The organism is Alphaproteobacteria bacterium LSUCC0684 (assembly GCA_041228335.1).
GTDB lineage: Bacteria > Pseudomonadota > Alphaproteobacteria > Puniceispirillales > UBA1172.
Window position 1 is genome coordinate 2,582,725 of the sequence record CP166130.1, and the last position, 22,210, is coordinate 2,604,934.

15 protein-coding genes are annotated in these 22,210 nt (G+C 54.1%); 10 read left to right on the plus strand and 5 right to left on the minus strand.

Going from position 1 to position 22,210, the window contains the following annotated elements; translation table 11 throughout:
- Positions 1–33: 33 nt before the first annotated feature.
- The 3 genes from AB8880_12395 to lpdA are packed head-to-tail and all read left to right on the plus strand — an operon-like array spanning position 34 to position 5,669.
- Positions 34–2,898, plus strand: a complete 2,865-nt coding sequence (locus AB8880_12395) for a 2-oxoglutarate dehydrogenase E1 component (protein XDZ65703.1) — start codon at positions 34–36, stop codon at positions 2,896–2,898.
- Positions 2,899–2,945: 47 nt separating this feature from the next.
- Positions 2,946–4,232 carry a 2-oxoglutarate dehydrogenase complex dihydrolipoyllysine-residue succinyltransferase gene (gene odhB / locus AB8880_12400; protein XDZ65704.1) on the plus strand — a complete coding sequence of 429 codons (1,287 nt, stop codon included), beginning with the start codon at positions 2,946–2,948 and terminating at the stop codon, positions 4,230–4,232.
- Positions 4,233–4,256: 24 nt separating this feature from the next.
- The gene (gene lpdA, locus AB8880_12405; GenBank protein XDZ65705.1) at positions 4,257–5,669 is read left to right on the plus strand and encodes a dihydrolipoyl dehydrogenase; all 1,413 of its coding nucleotides are present in this window, start codon (positions 4,257–4,259) and stop codon (positions 5,667–5,669) included.
- A 19-nt stretch (positions 5,670–5,688) separates the two neighbouring features.
- Here lpdA and AB8880_12410 read toward each other — a convergent pair whose 3' ends face one another.
- The 4 genes from AB8880_12410 to fsa form a co-directional block, all read right to left on the minus strand.
- Positions 5,689–6,033 (minus strand): multidrug efflux SMR transporter, encoded by a 345-nt coding sequence (locus AB8880_12410; protein ID XDZ65706.1) that lies wholly within the window; start codon positions 6,031–6,033, stop codon positions 5,689–5,691.
- Between the two features lie 87 nt (positions 6,034–6,120).
- Positions 6,121–7,011 carry a tyrosine recombinase XerC gene (locus tag AB8880_12415; protein XDZ65707.1) on the minus strand — a complete coding sequence of 297 codons (891 nt, stop codon included), beginning with the start codon at positions 7,009–7,011 and terminating at the stop codon, positions 6,121–6,123.
- Positions 7,008–7,718, minus strand: coding sequence for a DUF484 family protein (locus tag AB8880_12420; protein ID XDZ65708.1), 711 nt, complete (start codon positions 7,716–7,718; stop codon positions 7,008–7,010). Before AB8880_12420 ends, AB8880_12415 begins: the two co-directional genes overlap by 4 nt.
- A gap of 20 nt (positions 7,719–7,738) precedes the next feature.
- Positions 7,739–8,392, minus strand: coding sequence for a fructose-6-phosphate aldolase (gene fsa, locus AB8880_12425; protein ID XDZ65709.1), 654 nt, complete (start codon positions 8,390–8,392; stop codon positions 7,739–7,741).
- Positions 8,393–8,556: 164 nt separating this feature from the next.
- Between fsa and AB8880_12430 the strand changes: the two genes are divergently transcribed.
- From AB8880_12430 to AB8880_12460, 7 genes are all read left to right on the plus strand, one after another.
- Positions 8,557–10,782: a primosomal protein N' gene (locus AB8880_12430; protein ID XDZ67070.1), complete on the plus strand. Its 2,226-nt coding sequence runs from the start codon at positions 8,557–8,559 to the stop codon at positions 10,780–10,782.
- Between the two features lie 177 nt (positions 10,783–10,959).
- Positions 10,960–11,514 carry a F0F1 ATP synthase subunit delta gene (locus tag AB8880_12435; protein XDZ65710.1) on the plus strand — a complete coding sequence of 185 codons (555 nt, stop codon included), beginning with the start codon at positions 10,960–10,962 and terminating at the stop codon, positions 11,512–11,514.
- Complete coding sequence (gene atpA / locus AB8880_12440) at positions 11,514–13,049, plus strand: F0F1 ATP synthase subunit alpha (GenBank protein XDZ65711.1); 1,536 nt, start codon at positions 11,514–11,516, stop codon at positions 13,047–13,049. The genes AB8880_12435 and atpA overlap by 1 nt, the downstream gene beginning before the upstream one ends.
- A 27-nt stretch (positions 13,050–13,076) precedes the next feature.
- Positions 13,077–13,961 (plus strand): F0F1 ATP synthase subunit gamma, encoded by an 885-nt coding sequence (locus tag AB8880_12445; protein ID XDZ65712.1) that lies wholly within the window; start codon positions 13,077–13,079, stop codon positions 13,959–13,961.
- Between the two features lie 29 nt (positions 13,962–13,990).
- A complete protein-coding gene (atpD, locus tag AB8880_12450; protein ID XDZ65713.1) occupies positions 13,991–15,415 on the plus strand; it encodes a F0F1 ATP synthase subunit beta in 1,425 nt (474 codons plus the stop codon).
- Positions 15,416–15,445: 30 nt separating this feature from the next.
- Positions 15,446–15,811, plus strand: a complete 366-nt coding sequence (gene atpC, locus AB8880_12455) for an ATP synthase F1 subunit epsilon (GenBank protein ID XDZ65714.1) — start codon at positions 15,446–15,448, stop codon at positions 15,809–15,811.
- 168 nt (positions 15,812–15,979) lie between these two features.
- A complete protein-coding gene (locus tag AB8880_12460; protein XDZ65715.1) occupies positions 15,980–21,685 on the plus strand; it encodes a M10 family metallopeptidase C-terminal domain-containing protein in 5,706 nt (1,901 codons plus the stop codon).
- Positions 21,686–21,731: 46 nt separating this feature from the next.
- Here the strand turns inward: AB8880_12460 and AB8880_12465 are convergent, their stop codons facing one another.
- Positions 21,732–22,205, minus strand: coding sequence for an RNA pyrophosphohydrolase (locus AB8880_12465; protein XDZ65716.1), 474 nt, complete (start codon positions 22,203–22,205; stop codon positions 21,732–21,734).
- Between the last annotated feature and the right edge of the window lie 5 nt (positions 22,206–22,210).

Below are 22,210 nucleotides of genomic sequence, written 5' to 3' on the forward strand. Positions count from 1 at the left end.
ATACTAAGATCGCCTAACGGGCGGGGGTATGTAATGGACAGTGAACAACCGGATCAGGATTTTCTTTCCGGTGCCAATGCGGTCTTTATCGCAGAGCTGCAGCAGCGCTGGCGTCAAAACCCAAACAGTGTGGATGCCCAGTGGGCAGCATGGTTCAGCAGTCTTGAACAACTTGGTGAGGGCCGCGCCGATGGCCCAAGCTGGATGCGTGAAGGCAACCGCATCATCGGTGTTGAAGAGGCAGTAAAAGAAAAGGCCATCCCCAGCACCTTGGGGATGGATATCCGGGCGGCAACCCTCGATTCGATCCGAGCGATCATGTTGATCCGCGCCTATCGGATCAGGGGACATCTACAGGCCCATCTTGACCCGCTCAATCTTGGCAAGAAAACATATCATCCTGAACTCGACCCCACTACTTACGGGTTTACGGATGCGGATATGGACCGCCCGATCTTTATCAACTATGTCCTGGGGCTTGAAGTTGCGACTTTGCGTGAGATCCTTTCGATTGTGCATGACACATATTGCGGGACAATCGGGGTTGAATTCATGCACATTCAGGATCCAGATCAGAAAGCCTGGATTCAGGAACGTATTGAGGGTATTCGCAACCACACCGAATTTACAAAGCGTGGGAAAAAGGCCATTTACGAGCGGCTTGTCTCGGCTGAAAATTTTGAGCAGTTTCTTCACAGGAAATATGTCGGCACCAAGCGCTTTGGACTTGATGGCGGGGAGGCAGTTATACCTGCCCTTGAACAGATCCTGAAAAGAGGCTCTCAGCTTGGACTTAAGGAAGTGGTGGTGGGCATGGCGCATCGTGGCCGGCTTAACGTGCTCCACAATGTGCTTTCCAAGCCTTTCCGTGCGATCATTTCTGAATTTCTCGGCAACCCTGCCAACCCGGAAGAAGCAGGCGGCTCTGGCGATGTGAAATATCATATGGGTAATTCCGCCGATCGCGAATTTGATGGCAATGAGGTTCATCTGACGCTCAATGCCAATCCCTCGCATCTGGAGGTGGTCAATCCGGTAGCCATCGGCCGCACGCGCGCCAAGCAGAATCAGCGTGGTGACGAGATCAGAAAAGAAGTCCTCAGCCTGATTATTCATGGCGATGCGGCCTTTGCCGGCCAGGGAATTGTGGCCGAGACCTTTGCCTTCTCGGCGTTGCGTGGTTACCGGACGGGCGGCACGCTCCATATGATCATCAATAACCAGATCGGCTTTACCACCGACCCGTCCTTCTCAAGGTCATCACCCTATCCAACCGATGTTGCGAAGATGGTCATGTCACCTATTTTCCATGTCAACTGCGATGATGTGGAATCGGTGGTGCATGTCTGCCGTATCGCCACCGAATTCCGACAGCAGTTCCAGACCGATGTGGTTGTTGATCTCATCTGTTATCGACGGTTCGGTCATAACGAAGGTGATGAGCCATCGTTCACCCAGCCGATCATGTACAGCACGATCAAGGAACATAAGACCGTCCGCCAGATCTATGCCGAGCAACTGATCAGCGAAGGCATCATGACCGAGGATGAGGCTCGAGCCGTCGTTGACGAAAACCTCAACTATTTAAATGAGGAATTCGAGGCAGGGACGAGCTACCGGCCCAACAAGGCTGACTGGCTTGAAGGCCAATGGTCAGGCTTCCGCGCCGCGCATGGAGAGGACAGACGTGGGACAACCGCGGTCAGCCGTGCCGCCATCGACACGGTAGCCAAGGTGATGACCACCGTCCCTGAAGGGCTCAAGATACATTCCAAACTCCAGCGCGTTATCGACGCAAGACGAAGCGCCATAGAAAGCGGTGAAGGTATTGACTGGGCATGCGCGGAACAACTGGCTTTCGGCACCCTCCTCCTCGAAGGTCAGGGTGTGCGTCTGTCAGGGCAGGATTCGTGTCGAGGCACCTTCTCCCAGCGCCATGCTGTATTTGTAGATCAGGAAAGCGGCGATCGATACACGCCCCTGCATCATATCAGCCCGGATCAGGCCAGTTTCGAAGTGATCGACTCTCCCTTGTCCGAGGCTTCGGTGCTGGGTTTTGAATATGGTTTCAGTCAGGCTGAACCGAACGCACTTGTCATGTGGGAAGCCCAGTTTGGTGATTTTGCCAATGGAGCGCAGGTGATTGTCGATCAGTTCATTTCTTCCGGTGAAGCGAAATGGCTGCGGATGAGTGGGCTGGTAATGCTCCTTCCGCATGGCCATGAAGGTCAGGGGCCGGAGCATTCATCGGCCCGGCTGGAACGCTACCTGCAGCTTTGCGCCGAAGACAATATGCAGGTGGTCAACTGCACGACTCCGGCAAATTACTTCCATGTGCTGCGGCGACAGTTGAAACGGGATTTCCGTAAACCACTGATCGTGATGACGCCGAAATCCCTGCTTCGACACCGGCTTTGTGTATCCCGGGTCGATGATCTTCTTGAAGGAACGAGCTTTCATCGCATCATCGATGAAAATTCACCATCGATTGCATCAAAGGCACGACGGATCGTTCTGTGTTCCGGCAAGGTATATTACGATCTGCTCGAACAACGGGAAAAGGCTGGGATTAATGATATCAGTCTTGTACGGATGGAACAGATCTATCCTTTCCCGCATCGTACATTGAAATCCGTTCTGGAGAAGCGACCTGATGCCGAGGTGATCTGGTGCCAGGAAGAGCCCCGCAACATGGGGGCATGGTCCTTTGTTGAAAGCCGTATCGAAGAGGTCATGATTGAGGTCGGCGGAGCACATACACGTTCGCGATATATCGGCCGGGCGGAAGCTGCATCTCCGGCTACCGGAAGTCTGTCCCGACATTTGAAGGAACAGGAAACATTGGTCAATCAGGCTCTTGATATTTCCAGCGCGGTTAAAAATAGCGCCGCGGAATGAGCAGATCAGCCGCAAGGGATCTCGCGGCACAGTAAGTGAGGCAAGGCATGTCTATTGAAATCAAGGTTCCATCACTGGGCGAATCGGTCAGCGAGGCTACGGTCGCGCGCTGGCTTAAAAATGTCGGTGACGCCGTCGCGCAGGATGAACCCGTCGTTGAGCTCGAAACCGACAAGGTTACCCTTGAAGTGCCAGCACCCGCTGCAGGTGTGCTCTCCAGCCAGGTGGTGGCAAGCGGGGAAACGGTCGGGCTCAATGCTGTCCTTGCTCTGATGGATGAAGGTGCCGCACCAGTGGTGAGTTCGGCGCCGCCCAAGGCTGATGCTCCGGTTAAAACTCCAACGCCTGCCGCAGTTGAAAAGCCAGCCCCTACTATTGCTCCGTCACCTGCCCCAGCACAGGCTCAGGCTTCATCCTCGGCGGTAACGCTGTCTCCGGCGGTGCGCCGTCTTGTTGAAGAAAACAACCTTGATCCCGCTTTGATTCCGGCAACAGGTAAAGATGGCCGCCTGACCAAGGGCGATGTCCTGGTGGCCATAGAAAAGGGTCTTGCCAAGGCAGGGTCTGTTGCGGCCCCCACGATCACCGCCGCCCCATCTGCTCCGCGGCCAAGGGTAGATGATGCCCGCGAGGAACGTGTTCCAATGACGCGTCTGCGCAAGGTCATTGCCCAGCGGCTCAAGGATGCCCAGAATTCGGCTGCCATGCTCACCACCTTCAACGAGGTGGATATGAGTGCGGTGATGGCGTTGCGTGCAGAATATAAGGATGATTTTGAGAAAACCTACGGGGTTCGCCTCGGTTTCATGTCCTTTTTTGTCCGTGCCGCGATTGAAGCGCTTAAGGAGTTTCCGGCCGTCAATGCCGAGATTCACGGCGATGATATCATCTATAAGAATTTCTATAATATCGGGGTGGCCGTCGGCACATCGCAGGGACTCGTGGTGCCGGTCCTCAAAGATGCCGATGCCATGAGTTTTGCTGAAACCGAAGCGACCATCAACGCCTTTGGCAAAAAGGCCAAGGATGGCCAGCTCAGCATGGATGACATGTCGGGCGGGACCTTCACCATTTCCAATGGGGGCGTATATGGATCGATGATGTCAACCCCTATTCTGAACCTGCCACAAAGCGGGATTCTCGGCATGCATAATATCCAGAAACGTGCCGTGGTCATCAGCGGTAAATCAGGAGATGAAATTGTGATCCGTCCCATGATGTATCTTGCCCTTTCCTATGATCACCGGATTATCGATGGCCGAGAGGCGGTATCCTTCCTCGTGCGCATCAAATCGATGATTGAGGATCCAAGACGGTTGCTGCTTGGTCTGTAAACTAAAACGATAAGGAGTGCCGTCATGGCAATCTCATCCCCTGCTGATCTCATTGTCATCGGTGCTGGTCCAGGCGGCTATGTTGCCGCCATCAGGGCAGCCCAACTCGGGATGAAGGTTATTGTCGTTGAAAAACGCGCGACGCTTGGCGGGACATGTCTCAATGTTGGCTGCATCCCCTCGAAGGCGCTACTCAATTCATCGGAAAAATACGCCGAAATCGCCTCGGGCGGGCTTGAAAAATATGGCATCACCCTCGGTCGGCCCAAGCTTGATCTTGCGGCCATGATGAAGTCCAAGGATGACGTGGTGAGCAGTCTGACCACGGGAATAGATCATCTTTTCCGCAAGAACAAGATCACCCGGATTGAGGGCCTTGCCACCATCACCGCTCCGGGTGAGGTCAAGGTAACTCGCGGTGACAAGACCGAGATGCTGAAAACAGAACGGATACTGATTGCTACCGGCTCCGAGCCTTCGAGCCTGCCCGATGTGGTGATCGATGAGAAGAAGATCGTCTCTTCAACAGGGGCACTGGAACTGACGTCTGTGCCGAAAAAGCTGGTCCTGATCGGTGCTGGTTACATTGGCCTTGAGATGGGAACGGTGTGGCGGCGGCTTGGGGCTGAAGTCGAGGTGGTGGAGTATCTGCCGCGTATTCTGCCGGGAATGGACAGTGAACTTGCTCGCAAATTCAAGACAATTCTGGAAAAGCAGGGCATATCCTTCCGTCTTTCTACCGCTGTCAAGGCAGCGAAAGCGAACAAATCGGGTGTCGTGCTGGATATCGAGCCTGCGGAAGGTGGTGACCGGGAGAAACTCACCGCTGATATCGTGCTGGTTGCGGTGGGCCGGAAACCGAATACCGAAGGACTTGGCCTTGAAGAGATCGGGCTTCTCCTCGATGATCGTGGGCGCATTCCTGTTGATGAAGATTTTGAAACGGTCATCCCAGGTATTTTTGCCATCGGTGACGTTATCCCCGGGCCGATGTTGGCCCATAAAGCAGAAGAAGATGGTGTTGCTGCCGTTGAGATTATGGCAGGTCTCGCCGGACATGTGGATTACGATCATGTCCCCGGTATTGTTTATACTGCGCCGGAAATTGCCACCCTTGGCAAAAGCGAGGATCAGCTTAAAGAGGCTGGCATTGCCTACAATAAGGGCGTATTCCCCTTGCAGGCGAACAGTCGCGCCCGGGCCGTCGGCCATGGCGAAGGTTTCGTAAAGATTCTGGCTGATAAAGCCACCGATAAAGTGCTCGGCGTTCATATTATAGGCCATGAGGCTGGGACGGTCATTCATGAATGCGCCACCGCCATGGCGTTTGGAGCTTCTAGTGAAGATATCGCCCGGACATGTCATGGTCACCCGACATTGAACGAAGCGGTGAAGGAAGCCGCTCTTGCCGTCGACGGCCGCGCCATACATATCTGAAACCGGCAGCGTTGATCTTCTAGCTTGCCCGCATCTTTGAGAAAAGGGTGATCAGCACAACGCCGGCAATAATGAGGGTAATGCCGATGATCGCCGGCAGATCAGGTTTCTCGTTGAACCGGATGATCGAGATAAGGGTGATAAATACAATTCCCAACGCTGACCAGAAGGCATAAGTCACGGCAACAGGAACATGGCGCATGGTCAGGATCATGAAATAGAAGGAAATACCGTAGCCGACGGGTATCAACAGCGATGGAAGAAGCACGGAAAACTCTTTCGAGGCCTTTAGCGATACCGTGCCGATAATCTCGCCGACAATCGCCAGTGTCAGCCAGAGCCAGGCGATGAGTGGGATGGACATGCGCGTTTCCTGAAATGATTGATCCGCATCTTTAATATCGTTTGTTTCCCCACCCATGTCCAGTGAAGTATGGGAAAGAGACCCCCGTTACCTCCGGGCCGCTCTTGGATGAGTGTTGGCATGAACGTCTTCAATATGCCCGCTATCAATGGCGGTATAGCGCTGGGTGGTAGAGAGGCTGGCATGGCCAAGAAGGGATTGAATTGCCCTCAGATCTCCACCCCCTGCCAGAAGGTGCGTTGCAAACGCATGACGAAGGGCATGGGGTGTTGCGGTCTTATCAAGACCGAGGTGATGGCGAAGTTTTTCCATCAGACGCTGGATCGATCTGGCGTTGAGGGGACCGCCCCGGCTTGAAACAAAAAGCGGCCCATCCGGCCCCGGATCAAAGGGGCTCACCGCAAGCCAGGCATCAACAGCAAAACGGACAGCATCAATCACTGGAATATCGCGTGATTTTCCCCCCTTGCCCTCTATTCTGAGCCAGGCACCGAGTGGCGCATCGCGCCGCCGCAATGCCAGTGCCTCCGATAACCTCAATCCGCAACCATAAAGAAGGCTTAGAACAGCAACATCCCGGGTTTTTACCCAGTCCGGTGCATCTAGACTGCGAATGGCGTGCAATAAACCGGCCGCTTCGTCTTGACTGACAGTTTTGGGAATGGTGGCTGGAAGCCTGGGGGATTTCATGAATGTGATTTCCGCGGCAGGATACAGCCCGGAACGGCTGCCATACCGGTAAAAACTGCGAATGGCGGAAACCCGGCGGGCAATCGTTGTTCGTGCCAGTTTCTGGCGGGCAAGTTCGGCAAGATAACCCCGGAATTCCGCCTTGCTGATTTCCTCGCTGCGGAGCTGGTGTTTCTGCAGATAATCAAACCAGTTATCCAAGTCCCGGCGATAAGCATCCAGCGTGTTGGAAGGATAGCGTTTTTCGTGGGTCAGCCAGTTCAACCAGTGACGCCTTGCGTCGATCATCCCTGCACTCCCCGGGCAAGCAGACCGATGGCAATCATCCGAACGGTAAATTCAAGCAGGTCTGTTCCGTGACCTTCGGTGAAACTGTGTTCGTCCTTACCCGCAAGTGCAAGAAGCGATCCATGGGTAAGATCGCCGCTCGCATCGCCATGTCTCACATCCTCCCTGGGCAGGATGGTCGGTAAGGCGGCAACGGCTATGCTTGCTGGTGGTGATTTCAGCTGCTGGCGGAAAATTTCACCCTGAAGGCCGACCGGCCTTCCAAGGCTGAAACGCGCGCCGCCGGTCAGTCTAGCTATATAGCCGCCGTCAAGAGACAGGACATAAGGGCATTGAGCGAGGGGGGATGTATCAGGCACAATCAACGTAGCGGCAGCTGTATCGAGAATGTCAGGAAAACTGTCAAGGATCAGGCGGGCAATTTCCTCCGAACTGCGCGCTGCTATCAGAAGACAACAGGCATGGTGAACTCGCCCCTGGATAATCTGGTTTTCAGCCGTGATGTTAACCATGCTACGGCCGGCGGCACGTGTCCGGCGCATCACATCCCTTGCCCGGTTAAGTACAACCTGGCTCAGATCCACCACCTGCCCTGAACTTCCATGCGGGCCTGCCAATGCATCCATGATGCCGGATTCAAGAAGGTATTCGGGGTTATTATCAAGGAACCGCCTTATCTCCTGGTCACTGAATCTTGGGTCTGTCATGGCTGCTCTGGCAATATGGATCAGAGAATGCTCTGTCCGGTTTTCTCCCAGTCTGCAAGAAAGGCTTCTAGTCCTTTGTCGGTCATGGGATGCTTGTACATGGCGTGAATAACCGATGGTGGGACCGTTGCTACGTCAGCACCGATCAGGGCGGCGTCAACAACATGCTGAACACCGCGTACCGAAGCAACCAGCACTTCGGTGGCAAAATCGTAATTGGCATAGATAGTAACAATTTCTTCGATCAGCCCCATGCCATCCTGTCCCAGATCATCGAGACGGCCGATGAAAGGGGAAATAAAACGAGCTCCTGCTTTGGCTGCCAGCATGGCCTGGGCCGGAGAGAAACACAACGTCACGTTAACCATGATCCCGTCATCAGAAAGTGCCTTGCACGTGGCAAGGCCTGCGGGTGTAAGCGGCACTTTGACGGCGACATTTTCAGCGATGGCAGAAAGTTTGCGGCCTTCGGCCAGCATCTTCTCAGGGTCGGTTGCCGTGACTTCAGCGCTGACAGGACCATCCACCATAGCGCAGATTTCAGCAATGGTCTCACCCATGTCGCGGCCGGATTTGGCGATAAGCGACGGGTTTGTGGTAACGCCATCAATCAGACCGGTATCGGCTAGGGCACGGATATCATCGAGATTGGCGGTATCAAGAAACAGTTTCATCTATAAAGCCTCGAGGTTATGGGTAGCATCTTGGGCACGGGCAAGGGTAGGATATTCCCGTAGAAAAATACAATGGAATAACTATACGTGATAATCCTGATTTTCTCCAGCCGGATCATTGCCAAGTGTGGTGGCAAAGAAGCAAAAGGATACACATCTTGACGGTGACAGTTTCATTTAGTGATTCGGAAACAGACAGAAAGCCGCCCTACTCCATCCGCGTCTGGCTTGCAACGCCTGTACCCATAGGCAATGGTGTGCTGGATTACCTTGCCGAAGATGACGTGCCACCAAGAGGTCAGGTGGTAATTGTCCCGCTTGGATCAAGGCAAATCCCGGGTGTGGTGCTTGGCCCCACCGATGGTCAGGGCCAGGAGATGGCCCCAGAAGATACCAAACCCAAGTTGCGTCCTATACTTCACTGGGCGGATCTGCCGCCGCTCTCGCCTGCTTTTTTGGACTGGCTAGGCCGGGTGGCAAGCTGGACCATGGCCCATCCGGGAGCGGTATTGCGCATGGCTCTGCCTGTTCCAAAGGGGCTTTATGATCTTCCCCCTCAAATGGGTTGGGTCACCGCTTGCCCACCGCGTGATGATATCAGTTCGGCCCGTAACAGGGTGCTTGAAGCCGCTTTTGGCCTTCCGGCGATGACCGCCACTGATATGGCGTATTTTGCTGGAGTCAGTCCATCCACCATTCGCACCATGGCCAAGGCAGGCCTTCTTCTTGAAGCGCCAATGGTTAGCGATAATATCACGCCACCTGATCCTGAGCGTGCTGGCCTCTCGCTAAATTCTGAGCAGAAAACCGCCGCCGAGACCCTTGGCGAGGCGACAGCAAGAGGAGGCTATGCGCCTTTTGTCCTGGATGGAATTACTGGCTCAGGGAAAACCGAAGTCTATTTTGACGCCATCGCCTCGGTATTGAAGCAGGATCGGCAAGCTTTGATACTTCTCCCTGAAATTGCACTTTCACCTGCAACCGAAGATCGCTTCACTCGACGTTTCGGCGCAAGACCGGTTTTGTGGCACAGCGGCTTGACCGAAACCAGGCGAGTTGATGCCTTCCGCCGACTAACTGAAGGCGGCCCAATGGTGGTGGTGGGGGCGCGGTCTGCCCTCTTTCTGCCATTCCGGGACCTGGGTCTGATCGTCGTCGACGAAGAACATGACCCGAGCTACAAGCAGGATGAGCAGGTTGTCTATCACGCAAGGGATATGGCGGTGATGCGGGCATCATTTGAGCAGATACCCATCATTCTGGCATCCGCAACACCATCGCTTGAGACGGAAGTCAATATTGAGCGTGGCCGCTACAAAAGACTTACCCTCTCCTCGCGCATCGGACAGGCTGATCTGCCGACACTAAAACTGGTGGATATGCGTAAAACACCGCCAGAACGGCAGGCCTGGCTGGCCCCGCCGCTTGTTTCAGCGATCGCTGAAACCTTGGAGAAAGGGCAGCAGACGCTACTTTTTCTCAATCGGAGAGGTTACGCGCCTGTTACCCTCTGCCGTACCTGCGGGGAGCGAATCACCTGCCCGAACTGCGCGACCTGGCTTGTGGATCATCGCCAGAGCAGAGATTTGCGTTGTCATCATTGTGGTCATCGCATGCGCCAGCCGGATAGCTGTCCTTCCTGCGGCACGGCAGATCATCTGGTAGCCTGCGGGCCTGGGGTTGAACGTCTGGCCGAAGAAGTCAGCCATCGGTTTCCCGAAGCGCGTCAGGCTATTCTATCGAGCGATCATGTTAAAACACCAGCAGCCTTGGCGGATTTCATCCGGACCGTAGAGGATCGTGAAGTCGATATCATCATTGGCACCCAAATGGTTGCCAAAGGGCATCATTTCCCTGATCTGACACTGGTTGGTGTGGTTGACGCAGATCTTGGACTCGCTGGCGGAGATTTGAGAGCGGCGGAACATACATGGCAGTTGCTTGTGCAAGTAGCTGGCCGGGCTGGACGATCGGAGCATAAAGGACAAGCTCTGCTTCAGACACATATGCCCGACACGCCGGTGCTTCAGGCGCTGATGAGGCGTGATAGAGCAATGTTTCTCGACGCGGAAAAGTCAGCCCGAGCTGCGGCCGGTATGCCGCCATATGGCCGGCTTGCCGGTCTTCTTCTGACGAGCGCCTCAGAGGTGGACCTCAAGGAATCAGCCGCCGAGCTTGGGCGTACCAGGCCGGTTTATGAAGGTGTATCCATTCTGGGACCGGCTCCGGCGCCCATTGCCCGTCTGAGAGGACGCTACCGGATGCGGTTTCTTGTCAAGGCTGAACGTCAGGTCGATATCCAGGCAATTCTGCGGGAATGGCTTGAACCCCGGCATCTCCCAAGGTCTGTCCGTTGCCAGATCGATGTTGACCCGTATCATTTTTTCTGAGGGAGAAGGGAGAAAAGAGGTGCTTTTAATGGGCAATTTGCCACGCTTTAGGCTTTCCCGTTTCTCAAGGCTTGCCTATCCGGATCGACTGTGATAGCACCCCATTAACCTAGGTTGTTTTCACGGTGACAGACTGCCTTAAGGGTATGTCTGCTGGTACTGCACAGGAGGTCATCCGTGTCATCAAATCTGGCTGGATTTACTGGCCGTTATGCTACTGCGTTGTTTGAACTCGCCGATGAGACTGGCCGCGTTGACGCCGTTGCCAATGACCTTGCGGCTCTCTCCGAACTTTTGAAATCTTCCGAAGATCTCTATCGTCTTGTTTCATCCCCGGCGATTGCCCGTGATGATCAATCTAGGGCCATGACGGCCGTGCTTGAAAAGGCTGGGGCAGATGATCTCGTTCAGAAATTTATCGGTGTTGTTGCGGAAAATGGACGACTTTTTGCCCTGCCTGCCATCATCGACCGTTTTATGGCTGATCTTGCCGCCCGCCGCGGTGAGGTTTCTGCCGAAGTCGTTTCAGCTGTGTCGCTTGACGGCAAGCTGGAGAAAGAGGTGAAGTCTGCCGTGGCAAAAGTTGCGGGCAGTGACAAGATTTCTCTTTCCATGCGGGTGGATCCGTCATTGATTGGCGGCCTCATTGTCCGTGTGGGTTCACGCATGATAGATACATCGATCAAAACCAAGCTCAACAGGCTTGAAATGACCATGAAGGGTGTAGGGTAATGGATATTCGCGCCGCTGAAATTTCAGCAATCCTTAAAGAACAGATCGCCAATTTTGGTAATGAAGCCGAAGTGGCCGAGGTTGGCCGGGTACTTTCCGTCGGTGACGGTATTGCCCGTGTGCATGGCCTTGATGAAGTTCGCGCTGGTGAAATGGTGGAATTCGATGGTGGTATCAAGGGCATGGCCCTGAACCTCGAAAGCGACAATGTCGGTATCGTGATTTTTGGTGATGACCGTTCAATTCAGGAAGGCCACATTGTCCGACGGACAGGTGCTATTGTGGATGTACCTACCGGCAAGGGATTGCTCGGGCGTGTGGTTGATGGTCTCGGCAACCCGATTGACGGCAAGGGCCCGATCAAGGGTGGAGAACGCCGCCGGGTTGAAGTCAAGGCACCTGGCATCATGCCGCGGAAATCGGTGCATGAGCCAATGCAGACCGGCCTCAAGGCCATCGACAGCCTGATTCCGATCGGCCGGGGTCAGCGGGAGCTCATCATCGGTGACCGCCAGACCGGCAAGACCGCCATTGCGGTTGATACTTTCCTTAACCAGAAAAGTGTTAATGATGCGGCAGGCAAGGACGACAGCAAGAAACTCTTCTGCATCTATGTTGCCGTTGGCCAGAAGCGTTCAACCGTGGCCCAGATCGTTCGTACCCTCGAAGAAAACGACGCTATGGATTATTCCATCGTCGTTGCGGCAACCGCATCTGACCCGGCGCCGCTGCAGTTTCTCGCGCCCTATACCGCCTGTGCGATGGGTGAATATTTCCGCGACAACGGTATGCATGCCGTGATTGTCTATGACGATCTTTCCAAGCAGGCTGTTGCGTATCGTCAGATGTCTCTTCTGCTTCGCCGCCCGCCTGGCCGTGAAGCCTATCCTGGTGACGTTTTCTATCTTCACTCCCGTCTTCTGGAGCGGGCCGCAAAACTGAATGATGAAAATGGCGCAGGTTCCCTGACAGCCCTGCCCGTGATCGAAACACAGGGTGGTGACGTGTCGGCTTTTATTCCGACCAACGTGATTTCAATCACCGATGGCCAGATCTTCCTTGAAACCGAATTATTCTATCAAGGTATTCGTCCTGCGGTGAACGTCGGGCTTTCGGTGAGCCGAGTTGGCTCCGCCGCTCAGATCAAGGCGATGAAGCAAGTGGCCGGCACCATCAAACTGGAACTGGCTCAATATCGTGAAATGGCAGCCTTCGCGCAGTTTGCCTCTGACATGGATGCGGCAACACGGAAACTGCTTGATCGCGGCTCACGCCTGACAGAGCTACTTAAGCAGCCCCAGTACAGCCCGATGCCGGTTGAAGAACAGGTGATTTCGATTTTTGCCGGGGTGAACGGGTATCTGGATACTATTCCCCTTGCTGATGTTGAGCGGTTCGAGAGCGGCCTCTTGGATCATATGCGCTCTGCTGGTAGCGCGCTGCTGGCAACGATACGGGAGGAAAAGGCAATTTCTGATGAAACCCGTGAGAAACTGACGGCCGAACTTGACGGATATGCCAAGGCTTTCGCCTAGGCCTTGGTCCTGTTGGAGACGTAAGTCATGTCGAACCTCAAGGATCTGAAAAACCGGATCAAGAGCGTTAAATCAACGCAGAAAATCACCTCTGCCATGAAGATGGTTGCGGCGGCAAAACTGCGTCGTGCCCAGGATAATGCCGAACAGGCCCGGCCCTATTCCAGCCGTATGCGTAGCATGATTGCCTCGCTTGCTGCCAAGACCGATTCAAATTCGGGCCCGACTCTTCTGGTGGGTACCGGGCGGGATGCTCAACACCTTGTTGTGGTAGTCTCCGCCGATCGCGGACTTTGCGGCGGCTTTAACGGCGGCATTATCCGCGCAACCCGGCGTGAAATTGATCGCGTTCGAAATGAAGGCAAGACTATCCGCCTTCTGATGGTTGGGCGGAAGGCCGCTGATGCACTGCGGCGCGAATTTTCCGATCTCTTCGTTGATACGCTTGAAGGCATCCAGGGAACAGCCGTTTCCTTCAGCGATGCAGACCGGATAAGCCAACACATCCAGGGGATGATTGAAGACGGTTCAGCCGATACCTGCTCCATCGTCTTTAACAAGTTTGTTTCGGCGATTTCACAGGAAGTTACCTTCACGTCTCTCGTGCCGGCTGAGGTCGAGGATGTGGCTGAAGATGATACTGAAACAGGTGCTGTTGCCCCGAATGAATATGAACCGGATGAAGCATCGGTGCTGGCCGATCTTCTGCCGCGGGCACTTTCCACCCAGATCTACGCCGCGTTGCTTGAATCTTCCGCAAGTGAGCTGGCGGCACGGATGACAGCGATGGATAATGCTACTCGCAATGCCGGGGATCTTATTGATCGCCTGACCATGGAATATAACCGTAGTCGTCAGGCTGCCATCACCACTGAACTTATTGAAATTATTTCCGGGGCAGAAGCGCTGTAAGCCGCCCCTAAGCACGGAGTAAAAAAACCATGGCCAAGAATGCAAACGGTAAAATTACCCAGATCATCGGCGCGGTCGTCGATCTTGAATTTGATGGCGATCTTCCGCCCATCCTGAACGCCGTTGAGGTTGATAACAACGGACAGAGGCTGGTGCTTGAAGTTGCCCAGCATCTGGGTGAACAAGGTGTTCGCTGTATTGCGATGGACTCAACCGAAGGGCTCGTAAGAGGCCAGGAAGCGGTTGATACCGGCGCGCCGATCACCGTGCCGGTTGGCCCCGAAACACTTGGCCGAATCCTTAATGTGGTTGGTGAGCCGGTGGATGAGCGGGCGCCCGTCAAGTCCAAGAAAACCTATGCTATTCACCGCCCTGCTCCGGATTATGTTGACCAGTCCACCGAAGCTGAAATTCTGGTTACCGGGATCAAGGTTGTCGACCTTCTCGCGCCCTACGCAAAAGGTGGCAAGATCGGTCTTTTTGGCGGTGCCGGTGTTGGCAAAACAGTTCTCATCATGGAGTTGATCAACAACGTGGCCAAGGCCCATGGTGGGTATTCGGTCTTTGCCGGCGTTGGTGAGCGTACACGTGAAGGAAATGACCTTTTCCATGAAATGGTTGAATCCGGTGTGATCAATCCTGATGGCGAAGGCTCGAAAGCCGCTCTTGTCTATGGCCAGATGAACGAACCTCCCGGTGCGCGCGCGCGCGTTGCACTGACAGGGCTGACGCTTGCAGAATATTTCCGTGATGAAGAAGGCCAGGACGTGCTGTTCTTCGTTGATAATATCTTCCGCTTCACCCAGGCAGGTTCAGAAGTGTCGGCGTTGCTGGGCCGGATTCCATCCGCGGTGGGGTATCAGCCTACTCTTGCAACAGATATGGGTGCTCTGCAGGAACGCATCACCACCACCCGCAAGGGATCGATCACGTCGGTGCAGGCAATTTACGTCCCGGCTGATGACCTGACTGACCCGGCGCCGGCCACATCTTTTGCCCATCTTGACGCCACCACCGTTCTGTCGCGTCAAATTGCCGAGCTTGGGATTTATCCTGCGGTGGATCCGCTGGACTCCACTTCCCGGATGCTTGACCCGCGTGTTGTCGGTGAAGAGCACTATCAGGTTGCCCGCCGAGTGCAGGCCACGCTTCAGCAGTACAAGTCCCTTCAGGACATTATTGCGATCCTTGGCATGGATGAACTTTCTGAAGAAGACAAGCAGACCGTGGCCCGTGCCCGGAAGATCCAGCGCTTCCTGTCGCAGCCATTCCATGTTGCCGAAGTCTTCACCGGATCGCCTGGCAAACTGGTTTCGCTTGAAGACACCATCAAGGGCTTCAAGGGGATTGTTGAAGGTGAATACGATGATCTGCCGGAAGCTGCTTTCTACATGGTTGGAACCATTGAAGAAGCAATCGAAAAAGGCAAGAAAATGTCTGCAGAAGCTGCTTGAGGCATGCGGCAGGCAGGATAGGATGAACCTATGGCTGATACAACAGCATTTGAACTGGTAACCCCGTCCCGGGTCATGATGTCTCGGGACGCGGGGATGGTTGTCGCTCCCGGAGTAGAGGGGCTTTTTGGTGTTCTGCCACGGCATGCGCCATTGATCTCCACGCTTCAGCGCGGGGTGGTCGAGGTTCATGATAATGGCCAGGTTACCGAGCGTATCATGGTTGATGGTGGCATTGCAGATGTGGCCGAAGACCGTTGCACTATTCTTGCCGAGCGCGCCGAAGCTCTTGATTCAAGCCGCAAGGCTGAACTCGAGACAAAACTTCAGGCAGCTCAAGAAGCGGGCAATGAGGCGGAAGCAGATTTCCTCAAAGACGTAATCGCCGCGCTCTAGAAACCACTTTATTTTCATGTGATCAAGGCCTGACATTGTCAGGCCTTTTTTGTGCTCTTCTTGACAAGACATGGGCGTTATTCAATGATGATGGCAGATGATCAGCCCGTCATTTTTACTGTTTTCCCTTATGGTTGATTGAAATTCATTGCCATAAGGAGCGCGCGGATGGCATTTTCAAGCTTCCATCAGTTATCTTCTCTCTTCCCGGATCCCGCGCGTAGCCTTGATCTCAAAAAACAGTTGTATTCCACCACTATGCTATGGACGATGGCGGGGTTTGCGCTCACGGCTTGCGGCGGTGGTGGCGGTGGCGGCGGCGGAAGCCGAAGGCCGACCCTAATCAAGGAAGGTGTTGTTTATGATGGACCGATTGTCGGAGCACGTGTTTTTCTTGATGTGGATAATAACGGGCGGGAAAGTGAATCGGATATCCTCATCGGTACTACGGATGGAAACGGGCAGTTTTCGGGCCATGTTCCTGAAGAACACGCAAAAAGTCCTCTCATTGCCGTACTAAATGGTGCAACAGATATAGGTGATACAAATGGTGATTTCCAGGTAGAAGGGACCTGGCGTGCTCCTCCGGGAAGCACGGTTATCTCCCCTCTGACCGAATTACTGATAGTGGCTAGGGATGAGACAGGGCTCCTGTTTGACGAGTTGGGTATTCCTGAGACTATTGATGTCACCAAATTCAATCCCTATTCATCTCAAGCACAAGAGGTTGCAGGTCATGCCAAGGTTCGTATGGCAGCCGAGCAAGTTGCAGGCATACTGGCAAAGGGCGAAAGAAATCTGGTTTCAGACCTCAAGAAAGATCTGGATGACAAACCATCGGATATGGTGCTTTCAGCACGTTCAATAACACTAGATGAAGATGTGGTGACCACGGCACAGCAGCTTGCGGATATCACTTTTGAGGATGATGCACTTGGCACGAATACGGCGACGGTCAATACGGTCGAAGTTGGCGGGAAGGTGCTGTTCGAAATGCGGAGCGGCACGCAATTGTGGCTGAAAGCGGGGGTGTCGCTAGACTATGAGACTGCCACCACCCATGTGGTCACCATCACACCGAGCGTGAGCGGAACGGGAAGCGCACCAGCCCCACAGACCTTCACCCTGAATGTGACAGATGTGGATGAGCTTCCGGTGTTTGATGCGGCCTCCTATGTGTTCACGCTTGCGGAGAACGAGGACGGTAGAGGTGGGGGCAGGGCAGTTGTGGTCGGGACAGTCACGGCGAGTGAAGAGGATACCGGGGACAACCCGCTCACCTATCGGTTTGCTGACGGGACGGATAGTGCCGGGGATTTCCGGATTGATGCGAGCACAGGTGATATCAGCTATGCAGGTTCAGGTGAGGATTTCGAAGGGGCAACCACGAGCTATGATCTGACGGTGGAGGCGGTGCCAGCAACGTCAGGCAAGGGTACCCAGACGGCGGCGGTGACGGTAACGGTGACAAATGTGGATGAAGCGCCGAGCGCGATGACCCTGGGCGCGAGCACATTGACCCTCGCGGAGGGGGTGACCACCGCGCGGAAACTTGCAGATATCAGTTTCACGGATGACGGGTTGGGCACGAACACGGCGGTGGTGGATGATACAACGCTATTCGAGATCCGTGACAGTGACACCGTCGGGGTCAGGGAGTTGTGGCTGAAAGCGGGGGTGTCGCTGGACTATGAGACGGCCACCAGCCATGCGGTCACCATCACGCCGAGCGTGAGCGGATCAGGGAGTGCCCCAGCAGCACAGACCTTTACCCTGAATGTGACGGATATTACCTTTGGTATCGAGCTTGAGGAAGTGGCTTCAACACTATCTGAAACTTCTTCAACCACGGCACTGAAAATGGCCGAAATCAACATCACCAATGATGCGACACCGGGAGAGCTGATGGAGTTTGTTTCCGACAGTCGTTTTGAAGTACGCGGGGATATGACCAATGGCTACGCGCTTTGGCTGAAAGCAGGGGAAAAGTTTGATTACGAGCAGGATAACGGCATTGATCTGATCGTTACCATGCAAGGTCGAACCGATGGCGTGGCGATACTCAAGACTGCTGACTATTTTGTGGGCATTGAAAACGAGATTGAACCCGCAGAGCGGAACGACGACAAGAGTGAAGCCAACCCGTATCTGAAGGACACAACCGATGATCCCAGAATCAAGTGGATTATTGACGATGGATATTACTGGACGGATACCCAAGGCAAAGGGGTGGAGATCACCTACAGTTTTTTTGATAAGGATCAGACACCAGATAGCGGGGTTTTAACGCCTGATACGTTACACGTCCCTTCGGACGCGCTGAAAGAAAAAGTCCGTGAAAGTCTGGCCTTGTTCGAGCAGGTCTCACTACTCACTTTTACTGAAGTTCAAGATGACAAGAAAAACACGCTTCGTATTGGTGTCAGTGAAGATGAAAACACGAAAGTGGCCTTTGCCTGGCTGCCAGGTACCGGTTTTAATGCTGGCAATGTCTGGCTCAATGGCGATGACGCGGCATTCAATAAAGATGATAATCTTTTAGATGGCAGTTACCATACCATCGCTATCCTTCATGAAGTAGGCCACGCGCTGGGGTATACCCATAGTCAGGACACTTATGGCGGCAGGCAGCTTCGTCTGCTCGGGCATGAGCACAATACCAGAAGCTATACCATCATGGCGTATAACGAAGCCTGGAATGATTCGGTCGACAAATACATCAGCAACAGGACCCATGGGCCGACCACCTTGATGATCAACGATATCGCCGCATTGCAATATGTCTATGGCACGAATGAGACATGGGCCAGAGACGATACTGTCTACAATCTTCATGAACGTGATGTTCTGCATGAAACAATCTGGGACACGGGCGGGGAGGATACGATTTCCTGGGAAGCTGGGATAACTTCAGCGCGTATCAATCTCAATGCAGGCAGTTTCAGCAGTTTTGGTGAGGTAACCGGACCTGAAAGCCCTCTTCTCGGCATTCGAAATGGATTTTCAAGCGGCTCCGGTCTGGTGGCAATTGCGCTTGGGGTGGATATTGAAAACGCGAAAGGCGGGCTCGGAGACGATACGCTCACCAGCAATGCCTTGGCCAATATCCTTGATGGCGGGGAAGGTCATGATACGGCATCTTATCACTCTTCTCCTGAAGGGGTGACGGTTTCGCTCGGCGAGACGATAGATGGAGAAGGATTTGCGGTAGGGCATAGTGGGGGTGATGCGGCAGGCGACCGGCTCATCCGGATTGAGGAGATTGAAGGATCATCATTTGATGACAAGCTCACCGGTGATGACGGGGACAACACGTTGATTGGCGGGGCAGGCGGTGATGATCTTGATGGCGGGGCTGGCCATGACATTGCATCTTATCATTCATCTCCTGAAGGGGTGACGGTTTCGCTCGGCGAGACGATAGATGGAGATGGGTTTGCGGTAGGGCATAGTGGGGGAGATGCGGCGGGTGACCGGCTCATTCGCATTGAAGGGGTTGAAGGATCAACATTTGATGACAAGCTCACCGGTGATGACGGGGACAACACGTTGATCGGCGGTGCTGGCGGTGATGATCTAGATGGCGGGGAAGGTTATGACATTGCATCTTATCATTCTTCTCCTGAAGGGGTGACGGTTTCGCTCGGGGAGATGATAGATGGTGATGGATTTGCGGTGGGGCATAGTGGGGGTGATGCGGCAGGCGACCGGCTCATCCGCATTGAGGGCATTATCGGTACAAGGTATGACGATACGCTTGAAGGTGATGACAGGGTAAATACACTCAACGGTGGCGAAGGGTCTGATCATCTTGAAGGAGGTGGCGGGGCGGATGTGATCGATGGCGGCGAGGGCCAGGATTATGTTCGTTATACGAACTCGCCTGCCGGAGTCACGGTATCGCTCAATGGTCCCGAAGACAGCGAAGGATATATCATCGGTCATGAGGGTGGTGATGCGGCGGGCGACCGGCTGCGCGGCATTGAACGTATCTGGGGATCTGATTTTGATGACAGGCTGACCGGCGACGCCGGTATCAACCGGATAAATGGCGGTGCTGGCGCGGATGTCATTGACGGCGGCGCAGGCAACGACATGTCGATCTACTGGCATTCGACTGAAGCGGTAACGGTTGATCTGGCAGGACCAGTGGATGCGGACGGATATACAATTGGCCATCAAGGCGGTGAAGCGCAAGGCGACAGGTTGAAAGGAATTGAGAATCTTGCGGGCTCCGCCCATGATGACCTTCTTTCAGGCAATGCGGAGGACAATGTCATCAATGGCGGGGACGGTGCCGATATAATCAATGGCAGAGGCGGTGTTGATACGGCCTCCTATATCCTTTCCAAAAGTGGGGTGACGATCCGGCTTGACGAGTTGGATGTGGATGGGTTTGCCTACAACAACGAAGGGGGAGCGGCGGAGCGTGACCGGCTCAAGAGCATAGAGAATCTCTATGGCTCGGATATGGATGATATCCTGATCGGGAGTAACGTCGCCAACACCTTATGGGGACTTGGTGGTGATGACTATCTTGAGGGCGGGGTCGGTGCGGATACTCTCGATGGGGGTGACGGTGTTGACGAAGTGAGCTACCAGAGATCGGCCAGCGGGGTTGTAGTCAGTCTTTCCGTTTCAGAAACTCTCAAGATCACGATGGATGCGGATGGATATCTTGTTGGCCACAGCAACACCATCCCGGGAGGTGAAGCGGCAGGCGATCGGCTCAAAAACATTGAAAGACTAAGCGGTTCCAACTTCGTGGATACGCTGACCGGGTCGAATGAAGACAACATCCTTTGGGGGCTGAATGGCGACGATACCATCAGTGGTCTGGATGGTGATGACTGGATCATAGGCGGTGCTGGCGCGGACTGGATACTGGGGGGAGAAGGTATCGACGGCGCAAGCTATATCAACTCAGATGAGGGCGTGACGGTCTCACTAGAAGAAAAGGATGCAGCCGGGTTCAGCACAGGTCATACCGGTGGTACCGCACAAGGAGACCAGCTCCAGCATATCGAGAGTCTCGAAGGTTCCATCTATGACGATAAACTCACCGGTGATGACGGGGAAAACTGGATCTATGGCCTTAGTGGAGATGATACCCTGAAAGGACTTGACGGGGTAGATTGGCTCAACGGTGGTGACGGGGCGGATGACCTTGATGGTGGCGGTGGTGTTGACTATGTCAGCTATTATCACTCCAGCGAAGGCGTAACCGTCAACCTTGCCGGAACAAAGGACAAGGACGATTACATTGTTGGGCATAGTGGCGGCCATGCGGCGGGTGACCGGCTTAAGAGCATAGAGCATCTCTACGGCTCGAATATGGACGATACGCTCACCGGTGATGGCAGGGAAAACAGAATTCGCGGCTATGACGGCAATGACACGCTTTACGGGGGCAATGGCAAGGACGATCTCTTCGGCGGGGCAGGTGACGATACGCTCAATGGCGGCAACTCAAGCGATGCGCTTTTTGGTGATGCCGGTGATGATATACTTTACGGAGATGCCGGCCATGATCACCTTTATGGCGATGGTGGGCGGAATGTCCTTACCGGCGGCAGCGGAGCCGATCAGTTTGTAATCACCTCTGTCGCAACGGCAATTGCTGACGCGAATGTCATCACGGACTTCAGTCTTTCAGATAAGGACGGGCTCACCTTCCTTGCGGAGATAAGAAGTATCTGGCTCGATCAGAGGAACGCTGTTGTGACCCGCGAGACGACAAACGATGCCAATGTCAAGGATACGGTCATCTATACCGATCAGGCGCTGACGGAGATACTTGTCGTGCTTGAAGATTTTACCGGCATGCTCAAGGACAATATTGGCGATACAACGGTTGAACTTAACGTAGTCTGAGTGAACATTTGCCTAGCCCCTCCGGTTCAAAAAACCTGAAGGGCGATCAGAAAAGATGCCTGAATTCAGCAAGCACGCTTTCATAGACATCACGTTTGAAGGGAACTGCCAGTTCAGGCAACTCCGTCACATTGGCCCATTTCCATGAGCGAAACTCCGGCTCTTCGGTATTGATATTGATCTCATCTTCCGAACCGGTGAAACGGAAAGCCAGCCATTTCTGGGCCTGGCCTCGAAACCGTCCCTGCCAGAGCTGGTCAGCCAGATCCTGCGGGATATCGTAATTGAGCCACCCCTGATGTTCTTCAATCAGCACGGCGTTGTTTGTGCCGATTTCCTCCAACATTTCACGAAATCCGGCATGGGCAGGGTCTTCGCCTTCATCGATGCCTCCCTGGGGCATCTGCCAGGCTTCAACGGACCGGTCAAGACGCTGGCCGACAAAAACCTGATTTTGAGTATTCAGGAGCATAATGCCGACGCAGGGCCGATATGGCCTCATTTCGTAAGGTGTCATCATGGCCT